Genomic DNA, 20341 nt, shown 5'->3' on the forward strand with positions numbered 1-20341 from the left:
AAAATTGTCTTTTCTATATTGCCAGAAGCGCTATTGTCGGGGTAGCCTCATGCGTCGTTTTACCCCGGATAGACAGGAGTTGTAATGCCCAACATTACCTGGTGCGATCTGCCCGATGATGTGTCTTTATGGCCTGGTTTACCGCTCTCATTGAGCGGTGATGAAGTGATGCCGCTGGATTACCACGCAGGCCGTAGCGGCTGGCTGCTGTACGGTCGTCGTCTTGATAAACAACGCTTAACCCAGTATCAGCGTAAGCTGGGCGCGGCTATGGTGATCGTCACTGCGTGGTGCGTGGAAGATTACCAGGTCATCCGGCTGGCCGGATCGCTGACCGCGCGTGCTACGCGTCTGGCACATGACGCGGGGCTGGACGTAGCACCGCTGGGTAAAATTCCGCATTTGCGCACGCCGGGCCTGCTGGTGATGGACATGGATTCCACCGCCATCCAGATTGAGTGCATTGATGAAATCGCCAAACTGGCCGGTACCGGGGAAAGGGTCGCGGAAGTGACCGAGCGCGCGATGCGTGGCGAGCTGGACTTCACTGCCAGCCTGCGCAGCCGCGTGGCAACGCTTGAAGGCGCGGATGCCAATATCCTGCATCAGGTGCGCGACGGACTGCCGTTGATGCCGGGCTTAACCCAGCTGGTACTCAAACTGGAATCGCTGGGCTGGAAAGTGGCCATTGCCTCCGGCGGCTTCACCTTCTTTGCTGAATACCTGCGTGACAAGCTGCGTCTTTCGGCCGTGGTTGCCAACGAGCTGGAAATGAGAGATGGCAAGTTCACGGGGCATGTGATCGGCGATATTGTCGATGCGCAATATAAAGCCATGACCCTGCTACGCCTGGCAGAAGAGTATGGCATCCCCCATGAGCAAACCGTGGCGATCGGCGATGGCGCAAACGACCTGCCGATGATTAAAACCGCCGGTCTGGGCATTGCCTATCATGCGAAACCGAAAGTGAATGAAAAAACGGAAGTGACCATCCGTCATGCGGATCTGATGGGCGTGTTCTGCATTCTGTCCGGTAGCCTGAACCAGAAATAATTGACATGCCGGAGCAGGCGACCCGCCGGCAATAGTATGAAATAACGAGGTAAAACGTGGCGAAAGCTCCAAAACGCGCATTTGTCTGTAATGAATGTGGTGCGGATTACCCGCGCTGGCAGGGGCAGTGCAGCGCCTGTCATGCCTGGAACACCATCACCGAAGTGCGCGTCGCGGCATCGCCAACCGTGGCACGCAATGAAAAACTGAGCGGTTATGCCGGTAGCGCGGGCGTGTCGAAAGTGCAAAAACTTTCTGATATCAGCCTTGAAGCGCTGCCACGCTTCTCCACCGGCTTTAAAGAATTTGATCGCGTACTGGGCGGCGGCGTCGTGCCGGGCAGCGCGATCCTCATCGGCGGTAACCCTGGGGCAGGTAAATCCACGCTGCTGCTGCAAACCCTGTGTCGGCTGGCCGAACAGATGAAAACGCTGTATGTCACCGGGGAAGAATCACTCCAGCAGGTTGCCATGCGCGCGCACCGTCTGGGACTGCCGACGGCTAATCTGAATATGCTTTCGGAAACCAGTATTGAGCAGATCTGCATGATTGCCGATGAGGAGCAGCCGAAGCTGATGGTCATCGACTCCATTCAGGTGATGCATATGGCGGATATTCAGTCGTCGCCGGGAAGCGTGGCGCAGGTCCGCGAGACCGCCGCGTATTTAACCCGCTTCGCTAAAACGCGCGGCGTGGCGATTGTGATGGTCGGCCACGTCACCAAAGACGGATCGCTTGCCGGGCCAAAGGTGCTGGAGCACTGCATCGACTGTTCGGTGCTGCTGGACGGCGACGCAGATTCCCGTTTCCGTACCCTGCGCAGCCATAAAAACCGCTTTGGCGCGGTCAATGAACTTGGCGTTTTTGCCATGACTGAACAGGGACTGCGCGAAGTCAGCAACCCGTCCGCCATCTTCCTCAGCCGTGGCGATGAGGTCACTTCCGGTAGTTCGGTGATGGTTGTCTGGGAAGGCACGCGTCCGCTGCTGGTGGAAATTCAGGCGCTGGTCGATCACTCGATGATGGCGAATCCACGGCGGGTGGCGGTCGGACTGGAGCAAAACCGTCTGGCGATCCTGCTGGCGGTGCTGCATCGTCACGGCGGGCTACAGATGTCCGATCAGGATGTGTTCGTCAACGTGGTTGGCGGCGTGAAAGTCACAGAAACCAGCGCGGATCTTGCCTTGCTGCTGGCGATGGTCTCCAGCCTGCGCGACCGACCATTGCCGCACGATTTGGTGGTGTTTGGCGAAGTTGGGCTGGCGGGTGAAATTCGCCCGGTGCCGAGTGGTCAGGAGCGCATCTCCGAGGCGGCAAAACATGGCTTTAAACGCGCCATCGTCCCGGCGGCCAACGTGCCTAAAAAACCGCCGGAAGGGATGCAAGTTTTTGGTGTTAAAAAACTTTCTGACGCCCTGAGCGTATTTGACGACTTATAATAAAAGATTCGCCGTCTTTCCGGCGGTCGATCCGTAGCCTGATGCGCGCAGCGCTCTCAGGCCGCGGAGGAAGCCGGATGGTATGACCCCAACTCAGCAGGAGGCTCTTGTGTCATTTGATTACCTGAAAACCGCGATAAAACAAAAAGGCTGCACCCTTCAGCAGGTGGCGGACGCCAGCGGTATGACCAAAGGTTATCTGAGTCAGCTTCTCAACGCCAAGATCAAAAGCCCCAGCGCGCAGAAGCTGGAAGCGCTGCATCGCTTCCTTGGGCTTGAGTTCCCGCGTAAACAAAAGAGCGTCGGCGTGGTGTTCGGCAAATTTTATCCGCTGCATACCGGGCATATTTATCTGATCCAGCGCGCCTGCAGCCAGGTTGATGAACTGCATATCATCATGGGCTACGACGAGACGCGCGACCGCCAGTTGTTTGAAGCCAGCGCAATGTCGCAACAGCCGACGGTGCCGGATCGCCTGCGCTGGCTGCTTCAGACCTTTAAATACCAGAAAAATATTCGCATCCATGCGTTCAATGAAGAAGGGATGGAACCTTACCCGCACGGCTGGGACGTCTGGAGCCGGGGTATCAGCGCGTTTATGGAGGAGAAGGGCATCCAGCCAAACTGGATTTACACCTCCGAAGAGGCGGACGCGGCACAGTATCCACTGCATCTTGGCACCGAGGCGGTGCTCATCGATCCGAAACGGACCTTTATGAATATCAGCGGCGGACAAATTCGTGCCAACCCTTTCCGCTACTGGGAATATATTCCGACAGAAGTGAAGCCGTTTTTCGTGCGTACCATCGCGGTGCTGGGTGGCGAATCCAGCGGTAAGTCCACGCTGGTCAACAAGCTGGCAAATATCTTCAACACCACCAGCGCCTGGGAATATGGGCGCGACTACGTTTTTTCTCACCTGGGCGGTGACGAAATGGCGCTCCAGTATTCCGACTACGATAAAATCGCGCTGGGTCAGGCGCAGTATATTGATTTCGCTGTGAAATACGCCAATAAAGTCGCGTTTGTTGATACCGATTTTGTGACCACCCAGGCCTTCTGCAAAAAATACGAAGGGCGTGAGCATCCGTTCGTTCAGGCGCTGATCGATGAGTATCGCTTTGACCTGGTGATCCTGCTGGAAAACAACACGCCGTGGGTGGCGGACGGTCTGCGTAGTCTCGGCAGCTCGGTGGATCGTAAAGAGTTTCAGCGGTTACTGGTTGCCATGCTGGAAGCCAATAATATCGACTTCGTTCATGTGGAAGAGTCGGACTACGACTCGCGCTTTTTGCGTTGCGTTGAGCTGGTGAAAGAGTTGATGGGTGAGCAAGGGTAGATAATAGGTGCCGGGTGGCGGCTTCGCCTTACCCGGCCTACAAAACCACAGAATATCAGCGAGTTGCATGTATTCACCGTAGGCCCGGTAAGCGCAGCGCCACCGGGCATGTACAGATTACTTCGCGATACGTTTGTACTTAATCCGCTTCGGCTCCAGCGCATCCGCGCCCAGCGTGCGTTTCTTGTACTCTTCGTATTCGGTAAAGTTACCTTCGAAGAACTCGACCTTACCTTCATCCTGGTAGTCCAGAATGTGAGTGGCGATGCGGTCAAGGAACCAGCGGTCGTGCGAGATCACCATCGCGCAGCCCGGGAACTCCAGCAGGGCGTTTTCCAGCGCTCGCAGGGTTTCGATATCCAGGTCGTTGGTCGGTTCATCGAGCAGCAGCATGTTGCCGCCAACCTGCAACAGCTTCGCGAGGTGCAGACGACCGCGCTCACCGCCGGACAGCTCGCCCACGCGTTTACCCTGATCGACACCTTTGAAGTTGAAGCGGCCTACATAAGCGCGGCTTGGCATTTCGGTGTTGCCGATTTTCATGATATCCAGCCCGCCGGAAACTTCTTCCCACACGGTTTTGCTGTTGTCCATCGCATCACGGAACTGATCGACGGAGGCCAGTTTCACGGTTTCACCCAAAGTGATGGTGCCGCTATCGGGCTGTTCCTGGCCTGACATCATACGGAACAGGGTGGATTTACCCGCGCCGTTCGGACCGATGATGCCGACAATCGCGCCTTTCGGTACCGAGAAGCTCAGATCGTCGATCAGCACGCGGTCGCCGTAGGATTTACGCAGGTTGCTGACTTCAACGACTTTATCGCCCAGACGAGGTCCAGGTGGGATAAACAGTTCGTTGGTCTCGTTACGTTTCTGGTATTCGGTGCTGTTGAGTTCTTCAAAGCGTGCCAGACGCGCCTTGCCTTTAGACTGGCGGCCTTTCGCGCCCTGACGGACCCACTCCAGCTCTTTCTCAATGGATTTACGGCGCGCCGCTTCCTGAGAGGCTTCCTGCGCCAGACGCTGATCTTTCTGCTCCAGCCAGGAGGAGTAGTTGCCTTCCCACGGAATACCTTCACCGCGGTCAAGCTCCAGAATCCAGCCTGCTACGTTATCCAGGAAGTAACGGTCGTGGGTAATTGCCACGACGGTACCTTCGAAATCGTGCAGGAAGCGTTCCAGCCACGCCACGGATTCGGCATCCAGGTGGTTGGTTGGTTCGTCGAGCAGCAGCATGTCTGGTTTTTCCAGCAGCAGGCGGCACAGCGCGACGCGGCGGCGCTCGCCCCCGGACAGCTTCTCAACTTTCGCATCCCAGTCCGGCAGACGCAGGGCGTCGGCGGCGCGTTCCAGCTGCACGTTCAGGTTGTGACCGTCATGCGCCTGGATGATCTCTTCAAATTTACCCTGTTGCGCAGCCAGCTTATCAAAGTCTGCATCCGGCTCGGCGTACATCGCGTACACTTCATCCAGGCCTTTGAGCGCGTTAACTACTTCGGCAACCGCTTCTTCAACGGATTCACGAACGGTATGTTCCGGGTTCAGCTTCGGCTCCTGCGGCAGGTAGCCAATCTTGAGACCCGGCTGTGGGCGAGCTTCCCCTTCAATATCGGTATCAATACCGGCCATGATGCGCAGCAGGGTAGATTTACCGGCACCGTTCAGGCCCAGTACACCGATTTTTGCGCCAGGGAAGAAGCTCAGGGAGATGTTTTTCAAAATATGACGTTTCGGCGGAACCACTTTGCCGACACGATGCATGGTATAAACGAATTGAGCCACGTTGGACTTCGCCTCTTTTATGGTAATGAGTTCAAAGGCGAAGTGTAGCCGTTTTCCTGACTGAATCCCAGCGGACCCGCCTGTCGCGCTAAAGTAAAAAAATGTCCGGAACGTGGCGGAATGTGCAATGTCTGATTAGCATAAACACTTTACGCGGCACGATGCTGCCTGAGTAATTCATTAAATAAAGAGGAAGAGCTTGTGAAAAGAGCCAACGATGTGGCCTGGCGACTTCTGGCCGTTAGCGCTTGTCTGATGAGCGTTAGCTACCAGGTCCATGCTGATTCACTGGATGAACAGCGTAACCGCTATGCCCAGGTGAAACAGGCGTGGGATAACCGTCAGATGGAGACGGTCGATCAACTAATGCCGACGTTGCAAAGCTATCCCCTTTATCCTTATCTCGAATACCGTCAAATCACCGACAATCTGCAAAATCAGACGGCGATTGCGGTCAGTCAGTTTGTGCAGGCTAATCCAACCCTGCCGTCGGCCCGTACGTTGAAATCCCGCTTTGTGAATGAACTGGCGCGTCGTGAGGACTGGCGTGGCTTGCTGGCCTTTAGCCCGGATAAACCTGGCTCTACCGAGGCACAATGTAACTATTACTTTGCGAAGTGGAGTACCGGACAGGCGCAGGAAGCCTGGGACGGGGCTAAAGATCTGTGGCTGACCGGGAAAAGTCAGCCTAATGCCTGCGATAAGCTGTTTGGCGCCTGGCGAGCGTCGGGAACGCAGGATCCGCGCGCGTATCTGGAGCGTATTCGTCTGGCGATGAAAGCCGGTAACACCGGGCTGGTGAATACGCTGGCCGGACAAATGCCGTCTGACTACCAGACAATCTCTACCGCCGTGATGTCGCTGGCGAATGCGCCGGATAGCGTGCTGACCTTTGCCCGGATGACCGGTGCCACCGATTTCACCCGTCAGATGGCGGCCGTCGCGTTCGCCAGCGTCGCGCGCCAGGACGCGGAAAACGCGCGCCTGATGATCCCTTCGCTGGTTCAGGCGCAGGAGTTAAATGAGGAGCAAACCCAGGAGTTGCGCGATATCGTCGCCTGGCGGCTGATGGGCAATGATGTCACCGACGAGCAGGCGCGCTGGCGCGATGATGCCATTATGCGCTCGCAGTCGGTGTCGTTACTTGAGCGTCGCGTGCGGATGGCGCTGGGCGCCGGCGACCGTAAGGGCCTCAATACCTGGCTGGCGCGCTTGCCGATGGAAGCCAAAGAGAAAGATGAATGGCGCTACTGGCAGGCCGATTTGCTGCTGGAGCGTGGACGGGATGCGCAAGCAAAAGAGATCCTGCATGCGCTAATGAAGGAGCGCGGGTTCTATCCCATGGTTGCTGCCCGCCGTCTCGGCGAAGATTACCAGCTTAAAATCGATAAAGCGCCAGGCAACGCCGATCCTGCTCTGGTTCAGGGCGCAGAAATGGGCAGGGTGCGCGAGCTGATGTACTGGGGTCTGGATAATACGGCCCGCAGTGAATGGGCGAATCTGGTCAGCAGCCGGACGAAAACGGAGCAGGCGCAACTGGCGCGTTACGCTTTTGACCGCCAGTGGTGGGATCTGAGCGTGCAGGCGACCATTGCCGGTAAACTGTGGGATCAGCTGGAAGAGCGTTTCCCGCTGGCGTGGAACGATCTTTTTGCCCGCTATACCAGCGACAAAGACATCCCGCAAAGCTATGCGATGGCAATCGCCCGGCAGGAGAGCGCCTGGAATCCAAAAGTTCGCTCACCGGTCGGCGCGTCTGGCCTGATGCAGATTATGCCTGCGACCGCCACCCATACGGTGAAAATGTTCTCTATTGCGGGTTATAGCAATCAGGGGCAGCTACTGGATCCGGAAACCAATATTACGATTGGTACCCGCTATCTGCAGTATGTCTATCAGCAGTTCGGTAATAACCGCATTTTTGCTTCGGCAGCCTATAACGCCGGTCCGGGGCGCGTGCGTACCTGGGTGGGTAACAGCGCCGGACGTATTGATGCGGTGGCGTTCGTGGAAAGTATTCCATTCTCTGAAACGCGCGGCTACGTGAAGAACGTGCTCGCCTATGATGCTTACTATCGTTACTTTATGGGGCAGAAGCCGGTCATCCTTAACGACGCGGAATGGGATCATCGTTACTGATCCTGATGAGTTATGTTATGCTTGTACTCGTTTAAGAGTACATCAGGCAGGAGATACCTTGGTATCTCCTGTTATAACAAGGCGGTGTGACATGACCCAGCAATCACCTTATTCTCCGGCTCTGGCCGAGCAGCGCAATCAGGAGTGGCTTCGTTTTGTGGAGCTGCTTCAGCAATCCTGTGTAGAAGATTTGCACATTCCGTTTCTGCAACTGATGCTGACGCCCGACGAGCGCGAAGCACTGGGCACGCGGGTACGTATTATTGAAGAGCTGCTGCGCGGCGAAATGAGCCAGCGCGAGCTTAAAAACGAGTTAGGCGCAGGGATTGCCACCATTACGCGCGGATCCAATAGCCTTAAATCCGCGCCGGTAGAGCTACGGCAGTGGTTAGAGACCGTTCTGCTCAGAAATGACTGAGGGCAGATACCCGGTAAAATACTACCGATAAACCGCATTGTGAAACGGACTCAGCGCCAGGATCACCGCCTGATGATACACGCTGCTGCGGGTCAGCTTTCCGGCCGTAAAAATCCCAATCGCGCCCTCTTTCCGGCCGATTTCATCAATGCCGGTATACTGTGACATTACCGGACCCAGCGCCTCACCGGCGTTGACTTTTTCGAGGATCGCCGCTGGCAGCGGCAGGGTGGCAGAGCGCGCTTCGCCGCGCTGTTGACCACTCTCAATCACCACCCAGCTAAAGGTGCTGCCATCGTCGATTCCTGCTTCAATGGCGACCCAGAAATCGGCATCGGGACGCAGTTTCCGGGCGTTTTTCAGTCGATTTCGCGCTCCGGCGCGCGTTTCCTCGCTGCCGAAAGGCTGCTCAGGAACGTCGCTGGCGACGGATACGGGGTCGATGTGACACGCGCTTTCGCCGAAGATCTCGTTAAATGCCTGGAGAATTGCCTGAATTTTGGCTGGATTAGTGGTAGCGGCGACAACATTGTGCATAATCATCATTAACTCTCAATAAAATATCATCGCAGTATAACGGATAAACAACATGTTACAGGTATACCTTGTTCGCCACGGTGAGACGCAGTGGAACGCCGAGCGACGTATTCAGGGCCAGTCTGACAGTCCGCTCACTGAAAAAGGTGAACGGCAAGCGCATCAGGTGGGGGAACGGGCGAAAGCATTGGGCATCACCCACATCATTTCCAGCGATTTAGGCCGTACCCGCCAGACGGCAGCGATTATCGCCGATGCCTGTGGCTGTGAAGTCACATTCGATCCGCGCCTGCGCGAACTGGATATGGGCGTGCTGGAAGAGCGGCATATTGATTCTTTAACCGGCGATGAAGAAGCGTGGCGTCGGCAGCTGGTCAATGGCACATCAGACGGACGTATTCCGGACGGAGAGTCGATGCAGGAACTGAGTGACCGTATGCATGCGGCGCTGGCAGCGTGTCTGGAACTACCGCAGGGGAGTCGCCCGCTGGTGGTCAGTCATGGCATGGCGCTGGGCTGTCTGGTCAGCACCATTCTCGGTCTGCCTGCCTGGGCAGAACGTCGCCTGCGCCTGCGCAACTGTTCAATCTCGCGGATTGATTACCAGCAAAGCCCGTGGCTGGCGTCGGGATGGGTCGTTGAGACGGCAGGGGATGTCTCGCATCTTGACGCCCCTGCGCTGGACGAATTGCAGCGTTAACGGCGGATCGGAATCAGGTATTCGCAACGAATCTGTATCGGCGGCTCCTGATTCCGTGCTTCATCCTGCGGGAAGAAACGCTCAATATCCTGGCCTTTACGACGGGTCAGATTCAGCATTGGCATACAGGTGCCGTAAACGGTGAGAATAAACTCCTGCAAGCCAGTTCCCGGCCCCTCGTAGGTGAACTGAATGTATTCACCCCCTTCCAGCTTCACCGCTTGTCCGTTTTGCAGGTGTCCATTGACCATGTCAGCGGTTAATGCCGTGGTGTAGAACACTTCCTGCTCGTCGTCTTTTTCCAGACTGGGACGCGGCTCATGCAAGCCGTACAGTACGCGTGGCAGCGAGGGAGAATTCCCCAGAAATTCCCGCCAGAACTGAATGCGCATCTGATTACGGAAATCGGAAATCTCTTCCAGTTTGCAGGTATAACTCTGTGTGACCCCGACCAGCTCCGTTAGCTGCAACGTCACAAATTCATAGTGAGGCATGCTAAATTCAGACAGGCGCAGCGGCGGACGCATGCCGAACGAACTCCAGTCCGGCGAGCGGCGATAAAGCGCGGGCGTCAGGGCAAACTGCTTTTTAAACGCGCGAGTAAACGTCTGCTGCGAATCAAAGCGGTACTGAAGGGCAATATCAAGGATCGGACGCGCGGTCAGGCGCAAGGCAACAGCGGATTTGGATAAACGACGCGCACGAATATAGGCACCGATGGCGTGGCCGGTCACATCTTTAAACATCCTTTGCAGATGCCACTTGGAATAGCCAGCTTTTGCCGCCACATTATCGAGTGAAAGGGGTTGGTCAAGATGCCCTTCCAGCCAGGTAAGCAGATCGCGAATGATCCCAGCCTGATCCATACAATGTCCTCATCCATAAATGCAGGTGCCTGATACTAAGGTAGCGGATAATAGCATTTTTTGATGTTTTAGCATTCAGTGTTTTTTTTGCGAATTAGTGCGATGGTAGGTAACCCAAAAAGATGATCTTTCTAATCCAGTGATCTATAAACAGTTTCTTTAGAAAAGTTGAATAATCACGCCGTTAAATATTTGGAAAAAGTAACAATATGAAATATAAGCGCTTAGTTCTCTCGCTGCTGCTGGCCACCACCGCTCAGCTTGCTCATGCTGAAGAAGTGGGTTCCGTCGACACCGTCTTCAAAATGTTTGGCCCTGATCATAAAATCGTCGTAGAAGCATTCGACGATCCGGATATCAAAAACGTAACCTGTTATATCAGCCGCGCTAAAACTGGCGGGATCAAAGGCGGCCTGGGCCTGGCGGAAGATACCGCCGACGCGGCGATTTCCTGTCAGCAAGTGGGGCCGATTGAGCTGAACGATAAAATCAAATCCGGCAAAAAGCAGGGCAATGTCGTATTCCAGAAACGGACCTCGCTGGTCTTCAAGAAACTCCAGGTGGTACGATTCTACGATGCAAAACGTAACACGCTGGCTTACCTGGCCTATTCGGACAAAGTTGTTGAAGGCTCGCCGAAAAACGCACTGAGTGCGGTGCCGATCATGCCGTGGAGAGAGTAAACAGAGATCCCCTATGCAGCAGCCATTAATCTGGTTAGTTGAGGATGAAGTCAGCATCGCGGAAACGCTTATTTATACGCTGCAACAGGAAGGATTTGCGGTTAACGCCTTCGAACGCGGGCTACCCGTACTTGACGCGGCGCGGCATCAGGTGCCGGATCTGGCGATCCTTGATATCGGGTTGCCGGATATTAGCGGCTTTGAGCTGTGCCGACAGCTTCAGACCCATTATCCGGCGCTGCCGATCCTGTTCCTGACGGCCCGCAACGACGAGGTCGATAAGCTGCTGGGCCTTGAGATGGGGGCGGATGATTATATTGCGAAGCCGTTCTCCCCGCGCGAAGTCTGTGCGCGGGTACGCGTTGTGCTGCGCCGTCTGCAAAAAAGCAGCGAGCCGTCGCCCCTGCAACGTATCGGCTTGTTTGAACTGAACGAAACCGGCGCGAATATCCGCTGGTGCGGACAGCCCTTACCGCTCACCCGTTATGAATATTTGCTGCTAAAAACGCTGCTGAAATCACCAGGCCAGGTTTTTTCACGCCAGCAACTGATGGACAAGGTATGGGTTGATGCGCAGGAGAGTTTTGATCGCACCGTCGATACCCATATCAAAACCCTGCGCGGCAAGCTGCGCGCCATTAATCCCGATCTCTCACCTATTAACACCCACCGCGGTCTCGGCTACAGCCTGGGGATCCAGTAATGCGCATGGGAATGCGTTTGCTGCTCGGCTACTTTTTGATTGTCGCCGTCGCAGGCTGGTTTGTGTTTTCCATTTTTGTGCAGGAAGTAAAGCCAGGCGTGCGGCGGGCGATGGAAGGGACGCTGATTGATACCGCCACGCTGATGGCTGAACTGGCGAAAGACGATCTGCTCTCCGGCAATACGCAGCATGGCCGTCTGGCCAAAGCATTCGCCGATCTACGCTATCAACCGATTAATGCCAGCATTAGCGGCATTAAAAAAAGGCGCAACGAGTACCTTCTCTACATGACTGACGCGCAGGGGAAAGTGGTGTTCGACTCTGCCGGCCGGGCGGTGGGGCAGGATTATTCTCGCTGGAATGACGTCTGGCTGACCCTGCGGGGGAAATACGGCGCGCGCAGCACACAAATCGATCCTGACGATGCTGACAGTACCGTAATGTACGTTGCCGCTCCCATTATCCACGACGGAAAAATTATTGGGGTACTCAGCGTCGGTAAAGCCAATAATACCATGACCCCGGTGATCAAACGCAGTGAGCATCGCATTCTGTGGGCCGGTGGCGCGCTGCTCGGCATTGCGCTGATGATTGGCGGCGTGATGGTCTGGTGGATCAACCGCTCCATCGGCAAGCTGGTTCGCTATGCCGATTCTGTGACGCTTGAACAGCCTGTACCGCTACCGGATGTCGGCAGCAGCGAACTGCGTAAACTGGCCAGCGCTCTGGAAAGCATGCGCGTCAAGCTTGAGGGGAAAAATTATATTGAGCACTACGTTCACGCGCTGACGCATGAATTAAAAAGCCCGCTGGCCGCTATTCGTGGTGCGGCGGAGATCCTGCAGGAAGCGCCTCCCCCGCAGGTGGCGGCGCGTTTTACCGACAATATTCTGACGCAGAATGCGCGGATGCAGGTGCTGGTTGAAAAACTGTTGCTGCAGGCGAAAGTCGAAAGCCGCCTTGAAATCCCGCTGGCTGCCGTTTCGGTGAATGCGCTTTTCGTCCGCCTGCGTGAATCGCGAAGCATTCAGCTTGAGCGTAAAGGCATTGCGCTTCAGTACGATGAGAGCGACCTTCAGGTTGCAGGAGAGTCGGAACTGCTGGACGAAGCGCTGGGGAATCTGCTGGATAACGCGATTGATTTCACGCCCGCCGGGGGCAGTATCTGGCTGACGGCACGCGCGCAGGAGGAACAGGTGCTCATCCGCGTAACCGATAGCGGCAGCGGTATCCCTGACTATGCCCTCGACCGTCTCTTCGAGCGCTTTTATTCCCTGCCGCGTGAAAACGGCCACAAGAGCAGCGGGCTGGGGCTGGCCTTCGTGCGAGAAGTCGCCCGACTGCATCGCGGTAGTATCCAGTTGGTGAATGTCTTGCCGACAGGCACAGAAGCCACCCTGACGCTTCACCGTCACTTCACATAGCTTCAACGTCTGCACACATAGCCGTTTTATTCTCCGCGCATCACAGAGGAGAACACTATGCTGAAATCACCGGTTTTTATCAAAATGGCTACCCTCATAGGGTGTATGTTACTGCTGTTAGTCCCGCTTATTATGCTGCATAACGTCATTACCGAACGTGCCAATTATCGCGATGACGTTGAAGCTACGCTGCGGCAAAGCACCAGCGGTCCGCAAAAGGTGGTGGGGCCGCTGATTGCGATTCCGGTGACGGAGCTCTATACCGTCCTGCGCCCGCGTGATGATGGCACGAACGAGCAAGTGCAGGAAAAGCGGATTGCCCTGCATTACTGGCTTCCTGAGTCGCTCATGGTGAAAGGCAATCAGGACGTTGAATCGCGGCAAATTGGCATTTATGACGGTAACGTCTGGCATGGCGATCTGTCGCTTAAGGCCGAGTTCGATCCGGCCCGGCTGAAAGATATTGTGGAGGCCGGTACCATTGCCGGTGAACCTTTCATCGTGTTAAGCGTGGGCGATGCGCGAGGGATTGGCCGGGTTGAACCGGCCAATGTGAACGGCGAAATGTTTAACGCTGAACCTGGACCCGGTATGCTGCTTGATGAGCCGGGGATCCATATTCCACTGCCTTCACGGGCGATCGATGAAAAGCATCTTAGCGTGGAGTTGTCGCTGAACCTCAGCGGCACAGGACCGCTGGCGCTGGTGCCGGTGGGCCGTAATAGCGAAATGTCGCTTATCGGTAACTGGCCGCATCCGGGCTTTACCGGCGATTATCTTCCGACAAAACGCGAAATCACTCCCAGCGGTTTTCAGGCCCAGTGGCAAAGCTCCTGGTTTGCCAACAATCTCGACAGCCGGTTTTTGCGCGATGCTGACGAGAGCTGGAAATCGCTGCCCGCCTTTAGCGTCAATATTGCCACGCCCTCAGACCAGTATCAGCTTACTGACCGGGCAACCAAGTACGCCATTCTGCTGATCGGCCTGACGTTTATGGCTTTCTTTGTCTTCGAAACCCTGACGACGTTACGGATGCACCCGGTGCAATACCTGCTGGTAGGGCTGTCACTGGTGATGTTTTATCTGATTTTACTCGCTCTCTCCGAGCACATTGGCTTTACGGCGGCCTGGATTTGCGCCAGCCTTGCCGGAGCGATGCTGAACGCATTTTACCTGCATGCCGTGCTGAAAGGATGGCGGAATAGCCTGTTGTTTACTGGCGTGCTGCTGGCACTGGATGGCGTGATGTGGCAACTGTTACGTTCTGAAGAGAATGCGTTATTGCTGGGAAGCGGGGTGCTGTTTATTGCACTGAGCGCCATTATGCTGCTGACCAAAAATGTCGACTGGCACAGCGTTTATGGACGCAGGAAAAAAACGGCGCAGCCAGAAATGACCGACGATCAATTACGATTATGGAAATAAGAAAGCGGCGCATTGCGCCGCTTTTTTTTATCAAATTATTCCTGCAGGTCACCGCAGAAACGATAGCCTTCACCATGGATGGTCGCGATGATTTCCGGGGTATCCGGAGTAGATTCGAAGTGCTTACGAATACGACGGATAGTGACGTCAACGGTACGATCGTGCGGTTTCAGCTCGCGTCCTGTCATTTTTTTCAGCAGCTCGGCACGTGACTGAATCTTGCCCGGATTTTCGCAGAAGTGGAGCATGGCGCGGAACTCGCTGCGCGGCAGCTTGTACTGGTCACCGTTAGGACTCACCAGAGAGCGGCTGTTGATGTCCAGCTCCCATCCGTTGAACTTGTAGCTCTCAACGCTGCGACGCTCTTCGCTAACGGTACCCAGGTTCATGGTACGCGACAGCAGATTGCGGGCACGGATCGTCAGTTCGCGCGGATTGAATGGTTTAGTGATGTAATCATCCGCACCAATTTCGAGGCCGAGAATCTTATCGACTTCGTTATCACGGCCGGTCAGGAACATCAGGGCAACGTTTGCCTGCTCGCGCAGTTCACGCGCCAGCAACAAGCCATTTTTGCCCGGAAGGTTGATGTCCATAATCACCAGGTTAATGTCATACTCGGAAAGGATCTGATGCATTTCCGCGCCATCAGTGGCTTCGAAAACATCATAACCTTCCGCTTCGAAAATACTCTTCAACGTGTTGCGTGTTACCAACTCGTCTTCAACAATCAGAATGTGCGGGATCTGCATGGTTTGCTACCTAAATTGCCAACTAAATCGAAACAGGAAGTACAAAAGTCCCTGACCTGGCTGATGCATGGCGAAAATTAACATGCGCAGCATAACAAGACTAAAGTACGTAATTGCGTTCTTGATGCACTTTCCATCAACGTCAACAACATCATTAGCTTGGTCGTGGGTACTTTCCCTCTGAACCCGACAGTGTCAAAAACGGCTGTTATCCTAACCATTTTAACAGCAACATAACAGGGCAGGAGACAGCTGACACCCAATAAAACTACGCTTCGTTGACATATATCAAGTTCAATTGTAGCACGTTAACATTTTGCAGAAACTCTTGCAGCCAAATGCTAGCGTCTATCACAATCTATCAACAACTCAATAAGTTACCTGTGATAATTTATAAGTACGGTGAATTTAATTAAGTAAAAACATATAAAATATAAATATCAATACTAAACATGTAGATAAGTATGTTCTGTTAACATACTACACCCACTCACTGCTTTAAAACAGTTTAGCTTCTTTTAAGTATGGGGAAAGCGGGCGATAGTGACGGTTGTTGCAAATTTGTAAATTCTCGATGCGAAATAAGATGCCGGTCTGGTGCTGTTTCGCCAGCAAACTGATTAATAAGAGATCATAAATGCGATTCACAATTGTACTGGTCGCCCCCGCCAGGGCGGAAAATATCGGCGCGGCCGCCAGGGCGATGAAAACGATGGGATTCAGCGAGTTACGGATTGTTGACAGCGAGGCGCACTTACAACCAGCCGCGCGCCGCGTCGCGCACGGTTCTGGCGATATTCTGGATAATCTCACCACCTACCCAACGCTTGAGGCGGCACTGCACGATGTGGATTTCACCGTTGCCACTACCGCGCGCAGCCGGGCGAAATTTCATTACTACGCCACGCCATCAGAGCTGGTGCCACTGCTGGAAGAGAAAGCCGGGTGGCTGAACCATACTGCCCTGGTATTTGGCCGGGAAGATTCCGGTTTGACCAATGAAGAACTGGCGCTGGCCGATATTCTCACCGGCGTCCCGATGGTCGCGGATTATCCTTCGCTGAATTTGGGCCAGGCGGTAATGGTTTTTTGCTATCAATTAGCGCCACTAATACAACACCGTCCCGGCACCTGTGAGCCAGGTGATGAAAATCAATTGCAGGCGTTACGCTCACGCATTGTTACCCTGCTTCAGTCGCTGGGCGTGACGAATGATGAAAAACTGGCCGACTGGCTACAGCAGCGTATTGGTCTGTTGCAGCAGCGTGATACGGCAATGCTGCATCGTTTACTCCACGATATTGAAAAAAAACTGGCAGAATAAAATACTGTATTTTGTTTTAATTTAAGGTGAGTAATCTACTTTGTGGGCAATTAACCCGCCTGGTGCATTAAAAAATGCGCTGATACTGGTCGGATGGCGAGCAGGTTGAAAATGTGACGAATTTAAAAATTCGTTGACTTAGCCAGGCAGATACTTTAACCAATATAGGTATACAGGACAGACAGATAACGATTACAGAGCAAACAACATCATGATCCGCATCCGCACAACCACCATTACCACCATCACAATTACCACAGGTAACGGTGCGGGCTGACGCGTACAGGAAAAACAGAAAAAAGCCCGCACCTGAACAGTGCGGGCTTTTTTTTCGGGTAAAAATCAAGGGGTCATTACCATGCGAGTGTTGAAGTTTGGCGGTACATCAGTGGCAAATGCAGAACGATTTCTGCGGGTTGCCGATATTCTGGAGAGTAATGCCAGGCAGGGGCAGGTTGCGACCGTTCTCTCTGCCCCGGCAAAAATTACCAATCACCTGGTGGCGATGATTGAAAAAACCATCGGTGGCCAGGATGCTCATACCAATATCAGCGACGCCGAACGTATTTTCGCCGAACTTCTTCAGGGACTTGCCGATGCCCAGCCAGGTTTTCCTCTTGCCCGGCTAAAAACGGTTGTTGAACAGGAATTCGCGCAGATCAAACATGTTCTGCACGGTATCAGCTTGCTCAACCAGTGCCCGGATAGCGTCAACGCTGCGCTGATTTGCCGTGGCGAGAAACTCTCTATTGCCATAATGGCGGGCCTGCTACAGGCGCGCGGCCACAACGTGACGGTCATCGATCCGGTTGAAAAACTGCTGGCGGTGGGACACTACCTTGAATCCACCGTGGATATCGCTGAATCCACCCGGCGTATCGCGGCCAGTCAGATCCCGGCCGACCATATGATCCTGATGGCAGGCTTCACTGCCGGCAATGAAAAAGGCGAACTGGTGGTGTTAGGCCGTAATGGTTCCGATTACTCGGCGGCGGTGCTGGCGGCCTGTCTGCGCGCGGACTGCTGCGAGATCTGGACCGACGTCGACGGCGTGTATACCTGCGACCCGCGTCAGGTCCCGGACGCGCGTCTGCTGAAATCCATGTCATATCAGGAGGCAATGGAGCTCTCCTATTTTGGTGCGAAAGTGCTGCATCCGCGTACCATCGCGCCCATTGCCCAGTTCCAGATCCCCTGTCTTATCAAAAATACCGGTAATCCGCAGGCGCCGGGCACCCTGATTGGGGCGAACAGTGATGAAGACGGCCTGGCGGTCAAAGGGATTTCCAATCTTAATAATATGGCGATGTTCAATGTCTCCGGCCCTGGCATGAAAGGCATGGTGGGCATGGCAGCCCGCGTGTTCGCCACCATGTCACGCGCCGGGATCTCGGTGGTGTTGATTACCCAGTCTTCTTCTGAATACAGTATCAGCTTCTGCGTGCCGCAGTCCGACTGCGCCCGTGCGCAGCGCGCAATGGGCGATGAGTTTTATCTTGAGCTGAAAGAGGGGCTGCTGGAGCCGCTGGCGATTATGGAACGGCTGGCGATTATCTCGGTGGTTGGTGACGGCATGCGTACCCTGCGCGGGATCTCCGCCAAATTCTTCGCCGCACTGGCGCGGGCCAACATCAATATTGTTGCTATTGCGCAGGGATCTTCCGAGCGTTCCATTTCCGTGGTGGTCAGCAATGATGACGCCATGACCGGCGTGCGCGTCACCCATCAGATGCTGTTTAACACCGATCAGGTGATTGAGGTCTTCCTGGTGGGCGTCGGCGGCGTCGGCGGCGCGCTGCTGGAGCAGATCAAACGTCAGCAGGCGTGGCTGAAGGGCAAGCATATCGATCTGCGTGTTTGCGGCGTGGCGAACTCGAAAGCGCTGTTAACCAACGTCCACGGCCTGAATCTGGAAAACTGGCAGAATGAACTGGCGGAAGCGAAAGAGCCTTTCAACCTTGGCCGTTTGATCCGCCTGGTGAAAGAGTATCATCTGCTGAACCCGGTGATTGTCGACTGTACTTCCAGCCAGGCGGTCGCCGATCAGTATGCCGATTTCCTGCGCGAAGGTTTCCACGTAGTAACGCCGAACAAAAAAGCCAATACCTCGTCAATGGATTACTACCACCAGCTGCGCCATGCGGCGGGTCACTCACGGCGCAAATTCCTCTACGACACCAACGTCGGCGCGGGTCTGCCGGTGATTGAAAACCTGCAAAATCTGCTCAATGCGGGTGATGAACTCCAGCGTTTCTCCGGCATTCTTTCCGGTTCCCTGTCGTTTATTTTCGGTAAGCTTGATGAGGGTATGAGTCTGTCGGAGGCGACCCGCGTCGCGCGGGAAATGGGCTATACCGAACCCGATCCGCGTGACGATCTTTCCGGCATGGACGTGGCGCGTAAACTGCTCATCCTCGTACGCGAAACTGGCCGCAGCCTTGAGCTTAGCGATATCGTCATTGAATCTGTTTTGCCAGACAGCTTTGACGCCACCGGCGATACCGACAGTTTTATGGCGCGTCTGCCGCAGCTTGATGACAGTTTCTCTGCCCGCGTGGCGAAAGCGCGTGATGACGGCAAGGTTCTGCGCTATGTTGGCAATATTGAGGAAGACGGCGTATGCCGGGTGAAAATCGCCGAGGTGGACGGTAACGATCCGCTGTATAAAGTGAAAAATGGCGAGAATGCGCTGGCTTTTTACAGCCATTACTATCAACCGCTGCCGCTGGTGCTGCGCGGTTACGGTGCGGGCAACGACGTGACCGCGGCGGGCGTATTTGCCGATCTGCTGCGCACCCTTTCATGGAAGTTAGGAGTTTAACATGGTTAAAGTTTATGCCCCGGCTTCCAGCGCCAATATGAGCGTCGGGTTTGACGTGCTGGGGGCGGCAGTAACGCCCGTTGACGGTTCGCTACTGGGCGATACCGTTGCCGTTGCCGCCGCGGACCGTTTTAGCGTGGAAAATAAAGGCCGTTTCGCCAGTAAACTCCCCGCTGAACCGCGGGAGAATATTGTTTATCAGTGCTGGGAACGCTTTTGTCAGGAGATCGGCAAAACCGTTCCGGTGACCATGACGCTGGAAAAAAATATGCCGATTGGTTCCGGACTGGGCTCCAGCGCCTGTTCCGTGGTGGCCGCACTGGTCGCCATGAATGAATACTGCGGCAAGCCGTTGAACGAGACGCGCATGCTGGCGTTAATGGGCGAGCTGGAAGGACGTATTTCCGGCAGCGTTCACTATGATAACGTCGCCCCTTGTTACCTTGGCGGCATGCAGTTAATGATTGAGGAAAACGGCATTATCAGCGAGCAGGTGCCAGGCTTTGATGAGTGGCTGTGGGTGCTGGCTTATCCGGGGATCGTCGTCTCCACGGCGGAGGCACGTGCTATTCTGCCCGCGCAGTATCGCCGTCAGGACTGCATCGCGCACGGTCGTCATCTGGCGGGATTTATTCACGCTTGTTATTCACGTCAGCCGCAGCTGGCGGCGAAATTAATGAAAGATGTGATTGCCGAACCGTATCGCGCAAAATTGCTGCCGGGCTTTAATGAAGCGCGTCAGGCTGTGGCAGAAATCGGGGCGCTGTCCTGCGGGATCTCCGGTTCAGGCCCAACGCTGTTCGCCCTGTGCGATAAAACCGATACCGCGCAGCGCGTGGCGGACTGGCTCAGCAAACACTATCTGCAAAATCAGGAAGGCTTTGTTCATATTTGCCGGCTGGATACGGCGGGCGCACGAGTAGTGGGATAACT

General features: G+C 54.8%; 18 protein-coding genes, 1 pseudogene and 1 other annotated feature. Of the genes and pseudogenes, 15 read left to right on the forward strand and 4 right to left on the reverse strand.

What is annotated here, in order from left to right; all coding sequences use genetic code 11:
* Positions 1-84: 84 nt before the first annotated feature.
* The 3 genes from serB (at position 85) to nadR (ending at position 3831) form a co-directional block, all read left to right on the forward strand.
* A complete protein-coding gene (gene serB / locus P0H77_RS04010) occupies positions 85-1053 on the forward strand; it encodes a phosphoserine phosphatase (RefSeq protein ID WP_276163672.1) in 969 nt (322 codons plus the stop codon).
* 56 nt (positions 1054-1109) lie between these two features.
* Positions 1110-2492: a DNA repair protein RadA gene (gene radA, locus P0H77_RS04015; RefSeq protein WP_276163673.1), complete on the forward strand. Its 1383-nt coding sequence runs from the start codon at positions 1110-1112 to the stop codon at positions 2490-2492.
* 82 nt (positions 2493-2574) lie between these two features.
* The gene (gene nadR / locus P0H77_RS04020) at positions 2575-3831 is read left to right on the forward strand and encodes a multifunctional transcriptional regulator/nicotinamide-nucleotide adenylyltransferase/ribosylnicotinamide kinase NadR (protein WP_276163674.1); all 1257 of its coding nucleotides are present in this window, start codon (positions 2575-2577) and stop codon (positions 3829-3831) included.
* Positions 3832-3948: 117 nt separating this feature from the next.
* Here the strand turns inward: nadR and ettA are convergent, their stop codons facing one another.
* On the reverse strand, positions 3949-5616 hold the full coding sequence (ettA, locus tag P0H77_RS04025; protein ID WP_276163675.1) for an energy-dependent translational throttle protein EttA: 1668 nt from the start codon (positions 5614-5616) through the stop codon (positions 3949-3951).
* 201 nt (positions 5617-5817) lie between these two features.
* Here ettA and sltY point away from each other — a divergent pair, with 201 nt between their 5' ends.
* On the forward strand, positions 5818-7755 hold the full coding sequence (gene sltY, locus P0H77_RS04030; protein WP_276163676.1) for a murein transglycosylase: 1938 nt from the start codon (positions 5818-5820) through the stop codon (positions 7753-7755).
* Between the two features lie 91 nt (positions 7756-7846).
* On the forward strand, positions 7847-8173 hold the full coding sequence (gene trpR, locus P0H77_RS04035) for a trp operon repressor (protein ID WP_276163677.1): 327 nt from the start codon (positions 7847-7849) through the stop codon (positions 8171-8173).
* A gap of 21 nt (positions 8174-8194) precedes the next feature.
* Here the strand turns inward: trpR and yjjX are convergent, their stop codons facing one another.
* On the reverse strand, positions 8195-8710 hold the full coding sequence (gene yjjX / locus P0H77_RS04040) for an inosine/xanthosine triphosphatase (RefSeq protein ID WP_276165039.1): 516 nt from the start codon (positions 8708-8710) through the stop codon (positions 8195-8197).
* Between the two features lie 52 nt (positions 8711-8762).
* On the opposite strand from yjjX, the gene gpmB reads away from it, so the two are divergent.
* The gene (gene gpmB / locus P0H77_RS04045) at positions 8763-9410 is read left to right on the forward strand and encodes a 2,3-diphosphoglycerate-dependent phosphoglycerate mutase GpmB (RefSeq protein ID WP_276163678.1); all 648 of its coding nucleotides are present in this window, start codon (positions 8763-8765) and stop codon (positions 9408-9410) included.
* Here gpmB and robA read toward each other — a convergent pair.
* The gene (gene robA / locus P0H77_RS04050; RefSeq protein WP_276163679.1) at positions 9407-10276 is read right to left on the reverse strand and encodes an MDR efflux pump AcrAB transcriptional activator RobA; all 870 of its coding nucleotides are present in this window, start codon (positions 10274-10276) and stop codon (positions 9407-9409) included. The genes gpmB and robA overlap by 4 nt on opposite strands.
* Before the next feature lie 209 nt (positions 10277-10485).
* On the opposite strand from robA, the gene creA reads away from it, so the two are divergent.
* From creA to creD, 4 genes are read left to right on the forward strand one after another with little or no spacing between them, the layout of a single operon-like run.
* Complete coding sequence (gene creA, locus P0H77_RS04055; protein ID WP_276163680.1) at positions 10486-10959, forward strand: protein CreA; 474 nt, start codon at positions 10486-10488, stop codon at positions 10957-10959.
* 13 nt (positions 10960-10972) lie between these two features.
* Positions 10973-11662, forward strand: coding sequence for a two-component system response regulator CreB (gene creB / locus P0H77_RS04060; RefSeq protein WP_276163681.1), 690 nt, complete (start codon positions 10973-10975; stop codon positions 11660-11662).
* On the forward strand, positions 11662-13086 hold the full coding sequence (gene creC / locus P0H77_RS04065) for a two-component system sensor histidine kinase CreC (protein ID WP_276163682.1): 1425 nt from the start codon (positions 11662-11664) through the stop codon (positions 13084-13086). Before creB ends, creC begins: the two co-directional genes overlap by 1 nt.
* A gap of 57 nt (positions 13087-13143) precedes the next feature.
* Positions 13144-14511, forward strand: coding sequence for a cell envelope integrity protein CreD (gene creD, locus P0H77_RS04070; RefSeq protein WP_276163683.1), 1368 nt, complete (start codon positions 13144-13146; stop codon positions 14509-14511).
* A gap of 35 nt (positions 14512-14546) precedes the next feature.
* Here creD and arcA read toward each other — a convergent pair whose 3' ends face one another.
* A complete protein-coding gene (gene arcA, locus P0H77_RS04075) occupies positions 14547-15263 on the reverse strand; it encodes a two-component system response regulator ArcA (protein WP_176918392.1) in 717 nt (238 codons plus the stop codon).
* Between the two features lie 99 nt (positions 15264-15362).
* Between arcA and yjjY the strand changes: the two are divergent.
* The 5 genes and pseudogenes from yjjY to thrB form a co-directional block, all read left to right on the forward strand.
* Positions 15363-15500 (forward strand): annotated as a pseudogene (gene yjjY / locus P0H77_RS04080) (protein YjjY); the annotation flags it as partial.
* Positions 15501-15900: 400 nt separating this feature from the next.
* Positions 15901-16587: a tRNA/rRNA methyltransferase gene (locus P0H77_RS04085; RefSeq protein WP_276163684.1), complete on the forward strand. Its 687-nt coding sequence runs from the start codon at positions 15901-15903 to the stop codon at positions 16585-16587.
* A 211-nt stretch (positions 16588-16798) separates the two neighbouring features.
* Positions 16799-16864, forward strand: a complete 66-nt coding sequence (gene thrL / locus P0H77_RS04090) for a thr operon leader peptide (RefSeq protein ID WP_276165040.1) — start codon at positions 16799-16801, stop codon at positions 16862-16864.
* Positions 16800-16920, forward strand: a sequence feature (Thr leader region). It overlaps the preceding gene by 65 nt.
* 25 nt (positions 16921-16945) lie before the next feature.
* A complete protein-coding gene (gene thrA / locus P0H77_RS04095; protein WP_276163685.1) occupies positions 16946-19408 on the forward strand; it encodes a bifunctional aspartate kinase/homoserine dehydrogenase I in 2463 nt (820 codons plus the stop codon).
* A 1-nt stretch (position 19409) separates the two neighbouring features.
* Positions 19410-20339: a homoserine kinase gene (thrB, locus tag P0H77_RS04100; RefSeq protein WP_276163686.1), complete on the forward strand. Its 930-nt coding sequence runs from the start codon at positions 19410-19412 to the stop codon at positions 20337-20339.
* Positions 20340-20341 lie beyond the last annotated feature (2 nt).

The sequence above is a fragment of the Superficieibacter sp. HKU1 genome (genome assembly GCF_029319185.1).
Lineage (GTDB): Bacteria > Pseudomonadota > Gammaproteobacteria > Enterobacterales > Enterobacteriaceae > Superficieibacter.